The following is a 16,346-nucleotide window of genomic DNA, read 5'->3' as shown; positions in this document are numbered from 1 at the left end:
TCAAGTCTCCATCGCGTTGGCGACGATTTCGGCGTGGCGCGCCATGTCGATGTTCCTGCCGCTGAGGACGATCGCCGTGACGCCGGGATCGGCTATCAAGCCAGCAAAGAGCGCCGCTATCCCGACGACGCCGGCTCCTTCGACCACCTGCTGCTCCTGCCGATAGGCGAACCGGATGGCGTTCGCGATTTGGCTCTCGGAGACCAGGACGACATCGTCGACCAGATCGCGCACCAGGGCGAAGCTGTACCGGTTGGAAAGACCGACGCCGCCGCCGAGCGAGTCCGCGAGGCTTTCGACTTCCTCGACCAGAACGGGGCGGCCGGCGCACAGACTGGCATGCATGGCGGCTCCCCGCTCCATCGTGACGCCGACAAGGCGGGCTTTCGGATTGGCCGATTTGACGGCAAGGGCGATGCCGGCCAGCAGGCCGCCACCCGACAGGGGAACCAGGACGGTGTCGAGGTCCGGCAGGTCTTCCAGCAGTTCCAGGCCGATGGTGCCCTGCCCCGCGATCACGTCGGCATGATCGAAGGGCGGCAGCATCGCCATGCCGTAGCCGGACGCCAGCCGGTCGACTTCCTCCTGGGCATCGTCCTGGCTGGAGCCGATGATCCTGACTTCCGCGCCCAGGGCACGGATGGCTTCGACCTTGTTGGAAGGAACCAGCCGCGACATGCAGATCACCGCCGGCACGTCCGCCTGTTTGGCGGCATGGGCCAGGGCACGGCCGAAATTGCCGGTGGATGCCGCGACCACGCCGCGCCGGCGCTGCTCCGGGTCGAGCGACAGCAGTGCGTTGGCGGCGCCGCGCAGCTTGAAGCTTCCGGTAATCTGCTGGTGTTCAAGCTTCAGGTAGACGGGCGTCCCCGCGGCATCGGACAGCGCGATGCTGGGAACCAGCGGCGTCCGCACGACATGGCCGCCGATGGTCCGGCGGGCACGGTAGATGTCTTGAAGGGTGGGCAGAGAACCAATTGTCATGAAGGGTCCATGCTACCGTTGGCGACCGGCGTGTCCGCCAGCTACCGACGAAGCATAAACCTCTTCAAATACGGATCAATGCATACATTGTCATGAGACAATGAAATTTAGATAGCGTGCGAAATTCGAATAGCATGAAGTCAGGCGACGAAACCCGCGTCGTTGACGCCGGGATATTGAGCGAAGGTATTGCCTATCGTGTCAAGGGCATCGTTCAGGGTCTCCATCGACATCGAGCCGCCGATGCAGATGCGGATGGCGTTGGGCGGGTCGCCGGCCTCGACGACGAACGGCTCCGACGAAGTCGCGGCCACGCCGCGTTCGCGCAAGGCCCGGATCAAGCCGTCCTCGGTCCAGTAGTCGGGGACCTTGAGCCACGCGCTCAGCGCCAGCGGGTGGCTGCCAAGCACGTATTGTCCAAGCGCTCGGGCGATCATTTCCTGGCGGGTCCGGACTTCCTCCCGCTGAATGTCGACCAGCCGCTCGGCGACGCCTTCCTCGACCCAGCGCGCCGCCATCTCCGCCACTACGGGGACGGCGCTCCAGCTGGTGACCCGCAGCACGCTGGCGGCGCGGATGCTGAAGTGGCGCGGCACCACCAGATAGCCGGTCCGCAGTCCGGTCATCACCGACTTGGTGAAGCTGGTGCTGAAGAACCCCAGTTCCGGCACGAAGGACGAGATGGCGGGAAGTTCGGTTTCGATCAGCGGCCGGTAGACCTCGTCCTCGATCACGTAGACGTTATGGGCCCGGGCGATCTCGGCCAGCCGCTGCCGCCGCGCCGCTCCCATCAGCGTGCTAGTCGGATTGTTGAAGGTCGGCGTACAGACCAGGGCCTTGACCTTGGCGGTCCGGCAGGCTTCCTCGAATCCCTCGGGAATGATCCCTTCGCGGTCGGTCGGCAGGCCGCACAGGGTGAAGCCAAGAACGTTGGAAAGACCGATGACGCCGTGGTCGGTCAGGGACTCGGTCAGGACGAGGTCGTCGCTCTGGACGACGGTGGCGAGCGCCAGGAAGATCCCGTGGGAGGTGCCGTTGGTGATCAGGATGCGGTCAGGCGAAACCTTGGGAAGGCCGAGCTTTTCCAGCCAGCCGGCGCCGATCTCCCGGTGCGCGTCCAACCCGGCGACCGGGCGGCAGGGGCGCATCCAGGGTGTATTGTCCGCTTCCGCCATCGCCGAGAGAAGGGTGCGGGATGCCGCATCGTGTTCCGGGGTGAAGACGGCCCGCACGATCGACAGGTCGACGGTGTCGCTTGGGCGGTGGTCCAGCATGTGGCGCGACGCCCGGTCGGTGACGCGGGCCTTGACGAAGGTGCCGCGTCCGACCTCGCTCCGCAGGTAGCCCTGGCGTTCGACCTCCTTGTAGCTGGCGCTGACGGTCTGGACGCTGACCCCGAGCCGCAGCGCCAGATCCCGGTGGGTCGGCAGCCGATCGCCCTGGGTCAGGCGACCTGAGTCGATGTCGGCGATGATCGCCTCGGTCAGCGCCTTGTGCTTGGTGCTGTGCCTGATGCCGCCGCGCTGCTGGAGCGACAGGACCGGGAGCCATTCCGTCATCATTATCCTCGGCAATCAGGTCAATTTCGCCTATTGAATTGGCACAATATGGTCATTGACGGACTCGTGCTGTCAAAGGAAAGTTTGCCGATGAAGCTCGATGAACTCGATATCAAGATCCTTGCCGCCCTCCAGCGCGAAGGCCGCATGACCAAACTGAAGCTGGCCGAGACCATCAACCTGTCGCCGACGCCGTGCTGGGAGCGGCTTCGCAGGCTGGAACAGGCGGGCGTCATCTCCGGCTACCATGCCCGGCTGAACCTGGAGAAGCTGGCCCGCGCTACCATGGTGCTGGTCGAGGTTACGCTGAAACGCCACCAGCACGCCGATTTCCAGCGGTTCGAAGCAGCGATCCGGGACGTTCCGGAAATCGTGGAATGCTACGCCACCGGCGGCGGGCTGGACTATGTGCTGAAGATCGTCGCCCGCGACGTCGATGCCTATCAGCGCCTGATCGACCGCCTGCTGATCGACGATGTCGGCATCGACCGCTACTTCACCTATATCGTGACCAAGCCGGTCAAGGAGTCCGGTGCCTTGCCGCTCGACCGGCTGATGGACGGGACCGGCAGAGAGTTTCTCTGACCGGCACGCCGAAATCCGGGAAACTGCCTGGAAAGGCGTCCACCTTCGAAAAACCTCTCTGCCAAGCCTGCGCTAGCATTCTCCCGAAACCGAAGCTTACAGGCCCAAGCTTATGAGGGAGAGCGCGACATGCTGGCAAAATCCTCCGACCTGCTGGAGAACATCACCCGACTGCTGCGCGACCCGAGGCTCTTCCGCGAGCAGGCCTATGTGAACGGTAGGTGGTGCTCCGCCTCCGGCGGCGCCGTCGCCGAAGTCACCAATCCCGCCACGGGGGCGGTCATCGGCACGGTGCCCGATATGGACGCCGATGCGACCCGCCAAGCGATCGAAGCGGCGGCGAGGGCTTGGCCGGCCTGGCGGTCGAAGCTGCCGCAGGAGCGCGGCAGGATTCTTCGGCGCTGGGGCGACCTGATGCTGGAGCATCGCAAGGATCTGGCCATCCTGATGACGGTTGAGCAGGGCAAGCCGCTTGCCGAATCCCGTGGCGAGATCGACTACGCCGCCAGCTTTATCGACTGGTACGCCGAGGAAGGCCGCCGGCTGAACGTGGAAAGCGTCACGCCGCATCTACCCAATTGCTCCATGGTGGTGAGACGCGAACCGGTCGGCGTCACCGCCGCCGTCACCCCCTGGAACTTCCCCAGCGCCATGATCACCCGCAAGGCCGCGGCCGCGTTGGCCGCCGGGTGCCCGATGATCGTCCGTCCTGCCCTGGAGACGCCCTATTCCGCGCTCGCGCTAGCCGAGCTTGGTGAGCGGGCCGGCATTCCCGCCGGCATCTTCTCGGTCGTGACCGGGCAACCCGAGGCTATCGTCGGCGAGATGTGCGCCAACCCAACGGTGCGTGCCCTCAGTTTCACCGGCTCGACCGCCGTCGGTCGCCGGCTGCTGGCGCAGTCGGCCGGTACGGTCAAGAAGATGTCGATGGAACTGGGTGGACACGCTCCGTTCATCCTGTACCCGGACGTCCCGCTCGACAACGCGGTCGCGGCGGCCATCGCGGCCAAGTTCGCGACGACGGGGCAGGACTGCCTTGCCGCCAACCGAATCTATGTCCATCGCCGCATCCATGACAGCTTCGTCGCGGCTTTCACGAAGGCTGCGGCGGCCCTGCGTTGCGGCAACGGCCTTGACGAGGCCACCGACCTAGGACCGCTGATGCACCGGCGCGCCGTCGCCAAATGCCGGGAACACGTCGAGGACGCGGTCGCCAAGGGCGCCCGGCTGATGACGGGCGGCGGCGGCGATCCCCGTTTGGGCGGCCTGTTCTTCCAGCCGACCGTGCTGGCCGGCGTGACGCCCGACATGCTGATCTACCGCGAGGAAACCTTCGGTCCGGTGGCGGCGATCATCCCGTTCGACGACGGTGACGGCGACGACGACGTGGCGGCGATGGCCAACGACAGCGAATACGGCCTTGCCGCCTATGTGTTCACCAACGACCATCGGCGCATCCAGCACCTGACGTCCCGGCTGGACTACGGAATGATCGCGGTCAACCGCGTGAAGCTGACGGGAGCACCCATTCCCTTCGGCGGCGTCAAGCAATCCGGCCTGGGGCGCGAAGGAGGACGCATGGGGATCGAGGAGTTCACCGAGGTCAAATATCTCTGCCTCGCCGCCTGACCCGGCCGCTGGCCGATCGAATATCCCAAGGAGACCGACACCATGACGACCAGCAACCATACCGCCGTGCTTCAGGCGCAGGACCGCGCCCACGTCTTCCATCCCTCGACCCATATGCGCCAGCATGCCGATGGAGAAACGCCGAACCGGATCATCCGCGGCGGCCAGGGCATCTATATCGAGGATACCGAGGGCAAGAGGACGCTCGACGCCTTCGCCGGCCTCTACTGCGTCAATGTCGGCTACGGCAGGACCGAGATCGCAGATGCGATCCACGAGCAGGCGAAGCAACTCGCCTACTATCACACCTATGTCGGGCACAGCAACGAGCCGGTCATCAAGCTTTCGGAGCGCATCATCGCCAAGGCGCCGGCCGGGATGTCGCGGGTCTATTACGGCATGTCCGGGTCCGATGCCAACGAGACCCAGATCAAGCTGGTCTGGTACTACAACAATGTCCTGGGGCGGCCGGAGAAGAAGAAGATCATCTCCCGCTGGCGGGGCTATCACGGCTCCGGGATCATGACCGGCAGCCTGACAGGCCTTGAACTATTCCACAACGCGTTCGACCTGCCCCGCGCGCCGATCCTCCACACGCTCGCCCCGCACTACTACTGGGGAGCGGAAGCCGGAGAGACCGAGCAGGATTTCTCGAAGCGCTGCGCCGACGAACTGGAGAAGCTGATCGTCGCGGAGGGTCCGGAGACGGTGGCCGCCTTCATCGGCGAGCCGGTACTGGGCACCGGCGGCATCGTGCCGCCGCCCGAGGGTTACTGGCAGGAAGTGCAGAAGGTCCTGAAAAAGTACGACGTGCTGCTGATCGCCGACGAGGTCGTCACCGCCTTCGGCCGCACCGGCGCCTATTTCGGCAGCCAGAAATACGACATCTCGCCCGACCTGATCACCATCGCCAAGGGCGTCACCAGCGCGTATCTGCCGCTGTCGGGGGTCATCGTCGGCGAAAAGGTCTGGCAGGGGCTGGAACAGGGGTCCGACAAGCTGGGCGCCATCGGCCACGGCTGGACCTATTCGGCTCATCCGGTCTGCGCGGCAGCCGCCAATGCCAACCTGGATATCGTGGACGGCGAGAACCTGACGGGCAACGCCGCCGATGTCGGAGGCTATTTCCAGCAACGGCTGCACGAGACCTTCGACGATCATCCGATGGTCGGTCAGGTGCGCGGCGTCGGCCTGCTGGCGGCGCTGGAGTTCGTCGCCGACCGGCAGGCCAAGCGCCGGTTCGATCCCAACCTGAAGGTCGGCCCGCAGGTTTCGGCCGCCTGCCTGTCGCGCGGCATGATCGCACGGGCGATGCCCCAGGGCGATATCCTCGGCTTCGCGCCGCCGCTGGTGGTGACCAGGGCGGATATCGACAGGATCGTCGATATCGCCAAGCAGGCGGTCGATGCCGTGGCCGCCGAAAATCGCGCCTGACCCGAAGGCGCTGCGCGCGGCCGTCCGACGTGGCGGCCGCGCTTTCCCAACCCCTCGTTTCGTTTTACGGCGTCCCGGATCCGAAACCCGGATCTCCACGTTGACGCGCCCGGCGTTTCGCTTACTCTTAGCCGGCGATACGGATGGTTAATCAAAAAACAACAAACCGTTATCGGGGGAGTGAAACGATGATCTACGCAAAGGGGCCGGCGAAAGGATTGACGCGTCGTGCGATCCTGAAGGGATCGGCTGGAGCGGCGGCATTGGCGACGATCGGAGCGCCCGCCATCGTCCAGGCGCAGTCCGACGTCATCCGCATCGGACATCTGACGCCGCGAACCGGGTTCCTGGGGCCGCTCGGCGAATATGGCGTCATGGGCGTCACGCTGGCGACCGAGGAAATCAACGCGGCGGGCGGCGTGCTCGGCCGCAAGATAGAGTTGCTGGCCGAGGACAGCGTCAATCCTTCGACCGCCTCGACCAAGGCGGACCGGATGATCGGGCGCGACCAGGTCATCGCCATCCTGGGCGAGATCAGCTCGGCGTCGGGACTTGCCATCTCGCAGGTCGCCGGCCGTGAGAAGAAGCCGTTCATCCAGACTGGCTGCAACTCCGACGAGCTGCGCGGAAAGTCGTGCAATCGATATATGTTCCATATCGAGGGCGCGAACACGATGTACATCAACGCGGTCGGCGACAGCCTGCGGCGGGAAGGATTGGTCAAGGACAAGAAGTGGTTCGGCCTGACGGCCGACTACGCCTACGGCCATGACCTGCTGGCGGTGTCGCGCCGCTATGCCGAGCGGAATGGCGCCGACTTCTCCCAGAACGAACTGGTGCCGACCGACAGCACCGATTTCAGCCCCTTCATCCTGAAGATCCGCCGGGCACGGCCCGATGTCGTCGTTTCCAACTTGGCCGGCAACCAGATCACCAACTTCATTAAGCAATATAAGGAATACGGGCTGGAATACCCGCTCGCCGGCGGCGGGTTCGACACGGCAGCCGCCTGGGGCGCCGGGCCGGAAGCGTTTGCCGGGATCTGGCCCGCTATCTGGCACCACACCCTCGACACCCCGAGCGCCAAGGCCTTCACCGCCGCCTTCACCAAGCGCTGGGGCAAGCCGCCCGAGAACCAGGCCTGGGGCGACTATCTCGGCATGAAGATCCTGGCCCGCGCCATAGAGGAAACCAAGTCGACCGAGGGCGACGCCATCGTCCAGCATTTGGAATCGGGCGCCAAGTTCGATGTCCTGAAGGGACGCGAGGGCTATTTCCGGAGTTGGGACCACCAGCTCATGAACGAGATGTACTCGATCCGGCCGAAACCTCGGGACAAGCAGGCCGACCAGTGGGACATGCTGCTGCTCGGCGATCCCGTCCCCGGTCCGGGAGACGACCTGGAAAGCATCGCGACCAGCCGCTCGGACAGCGCCTGTAGCCTCGGATGACGCCGGAAGGTCCGGCGCGGACGGTTGCCGTGCCGGACCTCCGAACGCCCTAGCTCCGCGTCTCCCCTCCGCAAGGACCACGCCTTGGAAGAGCTTCCCTTCGTCCTGGAGCAGGTGGTCAACGGCGTCGTCGTCAGCGCCTACTACCTGCTCATCGCCCTTGGCCTGTCGCTGATCTTCAGCCTGGGCGGCATCGTCAACCTGGCGCATGGCGCCTTCTATGCCCTGGGCGCCTATTTCGCGTTCGAGATCCAGCCCTATCTCGGTTTCGCCGGTGCGCTCGTCCTGTCGCCCATCCTGGTCGCGGCGATCGGCATCGTGCTGGAGCGGACCATGTTCAGCCGCTTCTACCGCTCCGATCCGATCCTGGGACTGCTGCTCACCTTCGGGCTGGCGATGGTGATCGAACAGGCCATTCGCATCGTCTGGGGTGCCGCCCCTCTGCCCTTCCAGATCCCGGACTTCATCCGGGGCCAGCTTTTCGTCGGCGACATGATCTTCCCCTATTACCGGCTGGCGATGCTGGCCGTCGCCGTGCTTGCCGTCGCGGGGACCTGGGTGCTGCTGAACAAGACCTCGTTCGGGCGCGTGGTCAAGGCCGGCGTCCAGAACCCCGACATGGTCGCCGTGCTCGGCATCTCGCTGGCGCCCATCATGACCGCCGTGGTGGCGCTGGGGATCGGGCTGGCCGCCCTCGCGGGCGTGCTGCTGGCCCCGATCTCCGGCGTCCATCCCGCCATGGGGGCGGAGATCATCACGGCCGCCTTCGTGGTCGTCGTAATCGGCGGATTGGGGAGCTTCTGGGGTGTCGTGATCGCCGCCGTCCTGGTCGGCGTCGTGCGCGGTCTGGCGATCCACTTCGTACCGGCCGCCGCCGAGGCGTCGATCTACCTGCTGATGCTGCTGGTGCTGCTTCTCCGTCCGCGCGGCCTGTTCGGCGAGCGCATCATGCGTTTCGAATGAGGCCGCCGATGGGTATCGATAAAGACGCCGCGTCCAGTCCCGCGACAGGGGCTTCGCGAGTTGTGACCGTGTCGCCGAAAGCGTCGCCCGTTCCGGTCGAGCTGATCGTCGCCGCGGCCGGCATCCTGACCCTGCCCTTCCTGTTCCAGGCAATCGGCCTTACCTTCGACAGCGCCACGGTCTGCCTGATCCTCGTCATCGCGGCCCTGGGACTGAACCTGCTGGTCGGCTTCACCGGCCTCGTGTCGTTCGGTCATGGCGCGTGGTTCGGCATCGGGGCCTATGCGGCAGCGCTGATCCAACTGAACTGGGCGCCCGGCGGTTTGTTCGTCCCGGTCGCGGGAGCCGTCGCCGTGGTGGCCGTGCTGGCGGTCGTCGCCGGGTTCCTGTTCCTGCGGCGGCGCGGGGTGTACTTCTCCCTCCTGACGCTGGCCTTCACCGCGATGACGTTCGCCGTCGCGTTCCGCTGGACCGAGCTGACCGGCGGTGAAAACGGCATCGGCGGCATCCAGCGGCCGATGCTGTTCGGCATCGATTTGAACGACCAGCGCACCTTCTATGCGCTGGTCGGCGTCGTGACCTTCGCGGTGGCCGCGGGGCTCCGGAGGCTCCTGGGGTCGCCCCTGGGACGGACGCTGGTGGCGATCCGGGAGAACGAGCAGCGGGCATCCTTCGCAGGGTATCCGACGCGCCGCTACAAGCTGGTCGCCTTCGTGATCTCGACCACGGTCACCGGCTTGGCCGGCGCGCTGTTCGTGCTTCAGAACCGCTTCGCCTCGGCCGAACCGACCAGCATCGCCTTCTCGGGCGAACTGCTGGCGATCGTCGTGATCGGCGGCATGCGGAGCTTCCTGGGCCCGGCGCTGGGCGCCGTCTTCTACATCCTGTTCCGCGAATACCTGTCGATGTGGACGCCGAACTGGCTGCTGTGGTTCGGCCTGCTTTTCGTCGGCTTCATCCTGTTCTCGCCGACCGGGCTGATCGGCGTCGGCACGCGGCTGTGGTCGATGATCCGCCCGCCTCCGACGGAGGAGGCGGCCATGGCGAACCGCGTCTCCGCCCGCAGCACCGACCGGACGTCGACCGTGCCGGGATTCCTGCGCGAGGCGGCCGGCACCGGCGGGGCCACCCTGGTCTGCGACGGGCTGGGCAAGCGCTTCGGCGGTCTGGCCGCCGTCAGCGACGTGTCCTTCACGGTCGGGAGCCGCACCCTCCACGCGCTGATCGGGCCGAACGGCGCCGGTAAGACGACGGTCTTCAATCTCGTCTCCGGCATGTTCCCGGCGAGCGGGGGGACCGTACGGCTGGGCGGCAAGCCCGTGTCAGGATTGCCGCCGGACCGCATCTGCCAAGCAGGACTGGCCCGGTCATTCCAGATCACCAATCTGTTCCCCGACCTGACCGTAGCCGAGAATATCCGCCTCGCCTCCCAGGCACGGCATGCCCATCGGTTCAACGCGTGGCGCCCGGCGGACGCGATCGAGGAGATCAACGCGGATACCCGCGAGATCATCACCTTCATGGGACTGGACGGCACCGAGCGGGCCTTAGCCGGCAGCCTGTCCTATGGCGGGCAGCGTCTGGTCGACATGGGCATAGCGCTGGCCTCGCGGCCGTCGATCCTGCTGCTGGACGAACCCCTAGCGGGTCTGGCCGCAGCCGAACGCGAGCGCATTTCCGGCCTGATCCGGCGCATCGCGGACCATATCCCGGTGCTGCTGGTCGAGCACGACGTCGACCGGGTGTTCGGCATCGCGGACCGGGTGACGGTGATGAACCAGGGCCGCGTCCTGATCGACCGCACGGTCGATCAAGTCCGCACCGACGCCCGCGTCCAGGAAGTCTATATCGGCTCCGGCGCCTCCGCCTTGGCGGCCCGGCCACGTGAAAGTGCGGCGGGCAGCGCCGTCGTCATGGCCGCGCAGGGTGTGAACGTGTTCTACGGCAAGAGCCACATCATCAACGACGTCTCCTTCGACCTGCACGAGGGGGAGATCGTGGCGCTGCTCGGCCGCAACGGGGCCGGCAAATCGACGCTGCTCAAGGGCATCATCGGCAGCGCTCCGCCGGCATCGGGCTCCATCCAGTACGGCGGGCGCAATCTTGCCGGCCTGGGCGCGCCCGAGATCGCCCGCCTCGGCATCGGCTACGTACCGCAGGGGCGCGGTCTCTTCGCCGGCATGAGCGTTGCCGAGAACCTGATGCTGGGGCGGCTGCGCCGCCGAACCGGCGCCGGCAGGCACTGGGACGAGGATCGCATCTTCGAGTTCTTCCCCCGCCTGCGGGAACGCCTGGACACGCCGGCCGATTACCTTTCGGGTGGCGAGCAGCAGATGGCTGCCGTCGCCCGCGCCCTGCACGGTGACGTCCGCGTGCTGCTGCTGGACGAGCCGTTCGAGGGCCTGTCGCCCGCCGTCACCGAGGAGCTGTTCACGGTGTTCGACCGGCTGCGGCGGGAAATCTCCATCGTGATCGTGGACCACAACCTCGATCTCGTGCTGGCCCTGTCCGACCGCACCTACGCGCTGGAACGCGGGCGGGTGGTGCATCAGGGACCGAGCCGGCCGCTGCTGGAAGACCTGGAATACCGCCGCGAAGTGCTCTGGCTGTGAGGACGGACCGGTGAGTGGAACGAGAAGGATCGAAACATCATGACGACCATCGCAGTTATCGGAAGCGGCCTGATCGGCCGGGCCTGGGCCATCGTATTCGCGCGCGGCGGCTGCGACGTCCGGCTGTCCGACGCCTCGCCGGCGCAGGCCGAACAGGCCTTGGGCCTCATCCGGACCGGATTGGCCGACCTGCACGCCGCCGGCCTGCTGAAAGAGACGCCGGACACCGTCCTGGCCCGCATCAGCGTCTCCGACGGGTTGGAGGATGCCCTGGCCGGGGCCGACTACGTGCAGGAGAACCTGCCGGAAAAGCCCGACGTAAAGCGCGCCGTCTTCCAGGACCTGGACCGGCTGGCTCCGGCTGGCGCCGTAATCGGCAGTTCCACCTCGGCCATCCCCGGATCCGACTTCACGGAAGGATTGGCCGGGCGCGGGCGCTGCCTGGTGGTCCATCCCGTCAACCCGCCTCATCTGGTACCCCTGGTGGAACTCTCCCGGACGCCGTGGACGACCGACGAGGCGGTCGCCAAGACCCGCGCGCTGATGGAGAGCGTCGGACAGGTGCCGGTCACGGTCGAGCGCGAGGTCGAAGGCTTCGTGCTGAACCGGTTGCAGGGCGCGCTGCTCAACGAAGCGCTCCGGCTGGTCGCCCAAGGCTATGTCTCGCCAGAGGATGTAGACCGGTGCGTCCGCGACGGCCTGGGCCTGCGCTGGTCGTTCATGGGTCCCTTCGAGACCATCGACCTGAACGCTCCCGGCGGAGTGATCGACTACGCGGCCCGCTACGGCGGCTTCTACGACCGGCTGGAAAGCCAGCCGCTGCCGCCCGCCGGATGGCAGCATGAGGTAGTGACCCGGATCGACGCCGAACGCCGCGCCGCCCTGCCCGCTTCGGAACTGCCGACCCGCCAGGAGTGGCGCAACCGCCGGCTGATGGCGTTGCTCGCCCACAAGGCCGAGGCTTCGAAGCAGTCGTAAAGCTGTCGGGTCATTGCTTGCGCTGCGGCGCCCGATGCTCGATCCCGTACCGGGCATAGATCGTCCGGACCGTGCCGTCGGCGAGCAGCCGTTCCACGGCCCGGTCGATCTCGCCGCGCAACTGGCTGTCGGACCGGCGCATGCCGACGGCGATATCCCACGACATGTCCGGTTCGCCGTCGCCTAGAGCCATCACGCGCAGCTTGCGTTCGGGATGGTTCATGTTGAAGAAGCCAATGCTGGCGGGAGAGGCGGCAGCCGCGTCGATCTCGCCGCTGTCGAGCGCCGCCATCATCTCGTCCTCGAAGCCGAACGGGATCGTCTTCACGCCGCGCCGGTTGAGGATCATGTGGGTCATCGAACCCGACATGACGCCGACCCGGTGCTCGCCATTCAGGTCGCGCGGGGTCGCGATCCCGGGCGCATCGGAGCGCATCGCCAGTTCGACGCCGCCGTGCTGATACGGGATCGACGCCCGCAGGCGGCGCTGCTCCAGGGCATCCGGATCGATGATGGTATCCATGATGAGATCGCAGTCGGCAATGCGGAACTGGTTGCCGCTGATGACCCATTCGACCGACAGGCCGACGCCGAGCTGTTGGGCGATCGACCTGGCAAGCTCGATCTGAAAACCGGGCGGATTGCCTTTGCGGCTGGCGAACGGCAGGGCGTTGGGATGGGCGCAGATCGACAGGCTCCCCCTGGTCTTAATCGAATCGAGCGGCCGGGCGGACGCTTGCGGCATTGCCGCGACGAGAGCGGATATCGACAGAAGGACGAGGTAGCCGGCGAGCCGTGTCCGCCCGGCTCTTCTTCGCTGCTGGATCATCTATGAAAGCCTCGCGGTTCTACTGGGCCGGCAGCGCCCTGATATAAGCCAGGATCGCGTGGATCTGCTCGTCGTTGAAGGAGTGTTCGAAAGAGGGCATGGCGCCCTGCTTGCCGCGCTTGATCCTGTTCAGGATGAAGTCGTCGTCGCGCTTGCTGCCGGCAAGCTTCGGACCGCGTCCGGCAGCCCGGCCGCCCTGCTGATGGCACCAGCCGCAGGAGGTGGCGAACAGGACCTCGCCGTTCACCGGAACCTCGGCCTGTTCCGTCTTCGTCTTTTCGTCGGTCGTGGGTTGAGCCTCGGCCAGCGCCTGGCCGGCCAGCGCGACGGTCAGGAAGACCGCCGCCGTCCAGCAGGCCATGCGCCGGTCAGGGACCATGGAAGGACTCATGTCGGACCATCTCCGGAACCACCTGGGATGAGCCGGGCGGGGAGGCCTCCCCGCCCGGCCACGGCACATGATCACTTCGGCTGATCGGGGAGCGCGAACACCACCAGGGCGCCGGAGTCCTTCGGCATGCTCTTGTACGGCTCGCCGAACAGGGCGGCGTATTCGTCGCCGACCAGCGACCCCCAGCCAGTCTCGACCGCGACGTACTGCTTGCCCTTGGCGCTGTAGCTGATGATGCCGCCGTTGTGGCCGACACCGTTGTTGTGCTTCCAGACCTCCTGGCCGGTCGTCGCGTTCAGCGCCCTGAGATAGCCGCGCGCGTCGGGAACGAACAGCAGGTTGCCGCCGGTCGTGAGGAGGCTTGCGAGCGGCGGTTCGGTGAAGTTGACTTCCCATTTCTTTTCGCCGGTCACCGGATCGCGGCCGGAGACATGGCCGTGGGCCTTGCCGCCCTCGGGATCGCGAAGCTGGAAGTTGGCGCCGATGTTGAGCTGGATCTGAGGCTCGACGATCGGTGTCGTCTTGACGACTTCGAGATCCATGCACCATTCCTGCCCGACCTTGTAATAGAGGCCGGAATTGGGATTGTAGGCGCCGGTGTTCCAGCTTATGCCGCCGGGGATCGCCGGGCACAGGTTGGAATGCTTGCCGGCCGCCATGTCACGGCGGCCGATCAACTCGCCGGTCTTGGGATCTATGTCCTTGACGAAGTTGATGTTCTGAACCAGCCGCCAGACGTTGGCAATTTCGGCGTTGCTGCGGTCGTAGACGAAGATGAAGCCGCTCTTGTTCGGATGGACCATCAGTTTGCGGCCATTCCGGTCTATGTTCAGGAACTCGCCGACCGCGCTGTCGAAGTCCCACGCGTCATGCGGAAGTTCCTGGTGGAAGAACTTGAGCTTGCCGGTATCGGGGTCGAGCGCGATGACCGAGCTCGTATACAGGTTCAGCCCCGGCCTTGGCCCTTCCTTCTGCCATTTATCGCCGGCCCAGTCGTAGAGAGGCGCCGGATTGGCGGTGCCCCACCAGACAGCGTTTGTTTCGGGATCGTAGGTGCCGGGCATCCAGCCGCCGCCGCCGCCGGTGCGCCAGGACTCGTTGCCCCAGGTCGCCTTCGCCTCCTCCGTGCCGGCGACCGTGAAGAACTCCCACTTCTTCTTGCCGGTGGCGGCGTCGACGCCGAAGATCGGGCCGCGCGACGGCCATTCGCCGCCCTGGGCACCGATGATGACGGTATCCTTGACCAGCAACGGCGCGCCGGTGAAGCCCACCGTCAATTTCTCGGAATCGATCAGCTTGGTGTCCCAGGCAGGTTCGCCCGTCTTCATGTCGACGGCGATCAGCCTGCCGTCCACGGTGCCGACGAAGACCTTGCCGTGGCCGAGCGCGATACCCCGATTGTAGGGCGAATGGGTCTGGGTGGCGATCAGGTCTTCGTTGAGTTCAGGGAAATGGGTCCACAGCACCTCGCCGGTGGCGCCGTCCAGCGCAAAGAGCCTGCTGTAGGAACCGGAGTAATAAAGGACGCCGTCGGCGGCCAGCGGCATGGATTGCAGACCGCGGGTGGACCTGCCGGGCACATGGGTCCAGGCGACCTGAAGATTGCGGATATTGTCCGCGTTGATCTGGTCCAGAGCACTGTAGTGATAGGACTTGTAGGAACCGTGATACGTCAGCCAGTCGGCGGGCGACTTGTCGGCATCGACGATACGCGACGGATCGACGGCGCCGGCTGTCGAGGCGGCCAGACCGGCGGCCAAGGTCAGTCCGAGCAGGGCAGTGAACTTTCTGAGGCCATGGGATGTGACGTGATTGCGCGCAGGTATCATTGAGTGATCCTCCCTTGCAATTTTGTTTCCTTGGCAGCCGTCAGCCGGCCGCATTTCCTGGCCACGGCGAAACAAGTCGCCGCTTCACGCACCGAGCACTCGGGACCTTCCAGGGTCAGACCTGTATTGGTGAAAACCGGGATATGGGCATTTCCAATCCTGTCTGAAGTAGATGCCCAAGCGTTTTCAAAGTATAGGTGTATTTTTAGACGCAAAGGTATTAATTCATTGCTCCTATTTTCTTGAAAGATCGAAATGGTACGGCGAATTTATATTTCTCAGAACGATATAAAACATACCTGACAGAGTCCGCTTACGCATTGGGCAGTTTCAGTAGAAACAATATCGAATGGTATACACCCAAACTTCGGTGTTTATTAAACCAAAAACCTGGGACAACATGGCAGAGTCAAGTCATCCATGAATTTCTATACTGCAATGCGGCAATAATCTGCGGATTTTTTGCCGCCTCCTTCTCGCCCGTGCGAAAGGAGAAGACATCATATCGGCAGGGAAAGGACTAGGTCTTGCCGTTTCGAATCGCGTTCGTTCCGCTCCTGATTCTGGTGGCGGCCTTTCTGGCGCTGGCGGGGATAGCGACCTATACGGCCCACCCCCTCGCGACGCGCGCCATCGTCAGCCAGTCCGCCCAATCCGCAACTTCCGGACCTATCCGCGAGCGCCCGGCGCTCAGCGCCGAAGAGGAAGTCTATGCCGCCGAATTGGGGCAGATCCACGGCGCCGTCAAACTGGCCGCCGTGGAAATGAGTTTTGCCGGCGTCCTTTATAAAACCGAACATCACGATACGGGCCGGCTGGTGCAGACGATAAGATCGCTGTCCGGCCAGTTCGCCGCGGCAGCGGACCATGCCGGTAAGCTTCAGACACCTGCGTCGATGCAGGACATCGGCCGCCGGTATCTGGCCGCGGTCGACCTTTACGTGACGGCATCGGCGGAGATGATGAAGGTTTCGCAAGATGCAGGCGACAACGTCAATGACGCCTACCTGATCGATGCGCAGGCGATGACCCATCGGGCGGCGGAGGAACTGCTGCGGGTCGGAGACCGCCTATGGCCCGGCGAGTACAAGCCGCACTGACG

At 65.3% G+C, this 16,346-nt stretch carries 13 protein-coding genes; 8 read left to right on the top strand and 5 right to left on the bottom strand.

Annotated features, from left to right (window positions below; genetic code table 11):
- Positions 1-984 carry a hydroxyectoine utilization dehydratase EutB gene (eutB, locus tag N826_RS05515; RefSeq protein ID WP_044426522.1) on the bottom strand — a complete coding sequence of 328 codons (984 nt, stop codon included), beginning with the start codon at positions 982-984 and terminating at the stop codon, positions 1-3.
- Positions 985-1,124: 140 nt separating this feature from the next.
- Positions 1,125-2,543 carry a MocR-like ectoine utilization transcription factor EhuR gene (ehuR, locus tag N826_RS05510; protein WP_044426854.1) on the bottom strand — a complete coding sequence of 473 codons (1,419 nt, stop codon included), beginning with the start codon at positions 2,541-2,543 and terminating at the stop codon, positions 1,125-1,127.
- Between the two features lie 90 nt (positions 2,544-2,633).
- Here ehuR and N826_RS05505 point away from each other — a divergent pair, with 90 nt between their 5' ends.
- From N826_RS05505 to N826_RS05475, 7 genes are all read left to right on the top strand, one after another.
- Complete coding sequence (locus N826_RS05505) at positions 2,634-3,128, top strand: Lrp/AsnC family transcriptional regulator (protein ID WP_044426520.1); 495 nt, start codon at positions 2,634-2,636, stop codon at positions 3,126-3,128.
- Between the two features lie 129 nt (positions 3,129-3,257).
- A complete protein-coding gene (locus N826_RS05500) occupies positions 3,258-4,757 on the top strand; it encodes an NAD-dependent succinate-semialdehyde dehydrogenase (RefSeq protein ID WP_044426518.1) in 1,500 nt (499 codons plus the stop codon).
- Between the two features lie 42 nt (positions 4,758-4,799).
- Complete coding sequence (locus tag N826_RS05495) at positions 4,800-6,191, top strand: aspartate aminotransferase family protein (protein ID WP_044426516.1); 1,392 nt, start codon at positions 4,800-4,802, stop codon at positions 6,189-6,191.
- Between the two features lie 188 nt (positions 6,192-6,379).
- On the top strand, positions 6,380-7,642 hold the full coding sequence (locus tag N826_RS05490; protein WP_044426515.1) for an ABC transporter substrate-binding protein: 1,263 nt from the start codon (positions 6,380-6,382) through the stop codon (positions 7,640-7,642).
- 84 nt (positions 7,643-7,726) lie between these two features.
- Positions 7,727-8,605: a branched-chain amino acid ABC transporter permease gene (locus tag N826_RS05485; RefSeq protein WP_044426514.1), complete on the top strand. Its 879-nt coding sequence runs from the start codon at positions 7,727-7,729 to the stop codon at positions 8,603-8,605.
- Positions 8,606-8,613: 8 nt separating this feature from the next.
- The gene (locus tag N826_RS05480; RefSeq protein WP_084720515.1) at positions 8,614-11,217 is read left to right on the top strand and encodes a branched-chain amino acid ABC transporter ATP-binding protein/permease; all 2,604 of its coding nucleotides are present in this window, start codon (positions 8,614-8,616) and stop codon (positions 11,215-11,217) included.
- Positions 11,218-11,256: 39 nt separating this feature from the next.
- Positions 11,257-12,195, top strand: coding sequence for a 3-hydroxyacyl-CoA dehydrogenase (locus N826_RS05475; protein ID WP_044426513.1), 939 nt, complete (start codon positions 11,257-11,259; stop codon positions 12,193-12,195).
- A gap of 10 nt (positions 12,196-12,205) precedes the next feature.
- Here N826_RS05475 and N826_RS05470 read toward each other — a convergent pair whose 3' ends face one another.
- The 3 genes from N826_RS05470 to N826_RS05460 form a co-directional block, all read right to left on the bottom strand.
- Positions 12,206-13,024, bottom strand: coding sequence for a substrate-binding periplasmic protein (locus tag N826_RS05470; RefSeq protein WP_044426511.1), 819 nt, complete (start codon positions 13,022-13,024; stop codon positions 12,206-12,208).
- A gap of 19 nt (positions 13,025-13,043) precedes the next feature.
- Positions 13,044-13,415 carry a c-type cytochrome gene (locus tag N826_RS05465; protein WP_044426509.1) on the bottom strand — a complete coding sequence of 124 codons (372 nt, stop codon included), beginning with the start codon at positions 13,413-13,415 and terminating at the stop codon, positions 13,044-13,046.
- 71 nt (positions 13,416-13,486) lie between these two features.
- Positions 13,487-15,244: a pyrroloquinoline quinone-dependent dehydrogenase gene (locus tag N826_RS05460; RefSeq protein ID WP_084720514.1), complete on the bottom strand. Its 1,758-nt coding sequence runs from the start codon at positions 15,242-15,244 to the stop codon at positions 13,487-13,489.
- Positions 15,245-15,771: 527 nt separating this feature from the next.
- Between N826_RS05460 and N826_RS05455 the strand changes: the two genes are divergently transcribed.
- Positions 15,772-16,344 (top strand): hypothetical protein, encoded by a 573-nt coding sequence (locus N826_RS05455; protein ID WP_044426508.1) that lies wholly within the window; start codon positions 15,772-15,774, stop codon positions 16,342-16,344.
- The last annotated feature ends 2 nt before the right edge of the window (positions 16,345-16,346 follow it).

It is taken from the genome of Skermanella aerolata KACC 11604 (genome assembly GCF_000936425.1).
In the GTDB taxonomy this organism is placed as follows: Bacteria; Pseudomonadota; Alphaproteobacteria; order Azospirillales; family Azospirillaceae; genus Skermanella; species Skermanella aerolata.
Note: the sequence above shows the minus strand (reverse complement) of the source record. Positions and strands in the feature narration are given on the sequence as shown.

Excerpts from the sequence above, each read along its gene's own strand:
- eutB (WP_044426522.1), bottom strand. The coding sequence starts at position 984 with ATGACAATTGGTTCTCTGCCCACCCTTCAAGACATCTACCGTGCCCGC.
- ehuR (WP_044426854.1), bottom strand. The coding sequence starts at position 2,543 with ATGACGGAATGGCTCCCGGTCCTGTCGCTCCAGCAGCGCGGCGGCATC.
- N826_RS05505 (WP_044426520.1), top strand. The coding sequence starts at position 2,634 with ATGAAGCTCGATGAACTCGATATCAAGATCCTTGCCGCCCTCCAGCGC.
- N826_RS05500 (WP_044426518.1), top strand. The coding sequence starts at position 3,258 with ATGCTGGCAAAATCCTCCGACCTGCTGGAGAACATCACCCGACTGCTG.
- N826_RS05495 (WP_044426516.1), top strand. The coding sequence starts at position 4,800 with ATGACGACCAGCAACCATACCGCCGTGCTTCAGGCGCAGGACCGCGCC.
- N826_RS05490 (WP_044426515.1), top strand. The coding sequence starts at position 6,380 with ATGATCTACGCAAAGGGGCCGGCGAAAGGATTGACGCGTCGTGCGATC.
- N826_RS05480 (WP_084720515.1), top strand. The coding sequence starts at position 8,614 with ATGGGTATCGATAAAGACGCCGCGTCCAGTCCCGCGACAGGGGCTTCG.
- N826_RS05475 (WP_044426513.1), top strand. The coding sequence starts at position 11,257 with ATGACGACCATCGCAGTTATCGGAAGCGGCCTGATCGGCCGGGCCTGG.
- N826_RS05470 (WP_044426511.1), bottom strand. The coding sequence starts at position 13,024 with ATGATCCAGCAGCGAAGAAGAGCCGGGCGGACACGGCTCGCCGGCTAC.
- N826_RS05465 (WP_044426509.1), bottom strand. The coding sequence starts at position 13,415 with ATGAGTCCTTCCATGGTCCCTGACCGGCGCATGGCCTGCTGGACGGCG.
- N826_RS05460 (WP_084720514.1), bottom strand. The coding sequence starts at position 15,244 with ATGATACCTGCGCGCAATCACGTCACATCCCATGGCCTCAGAAAGTTC.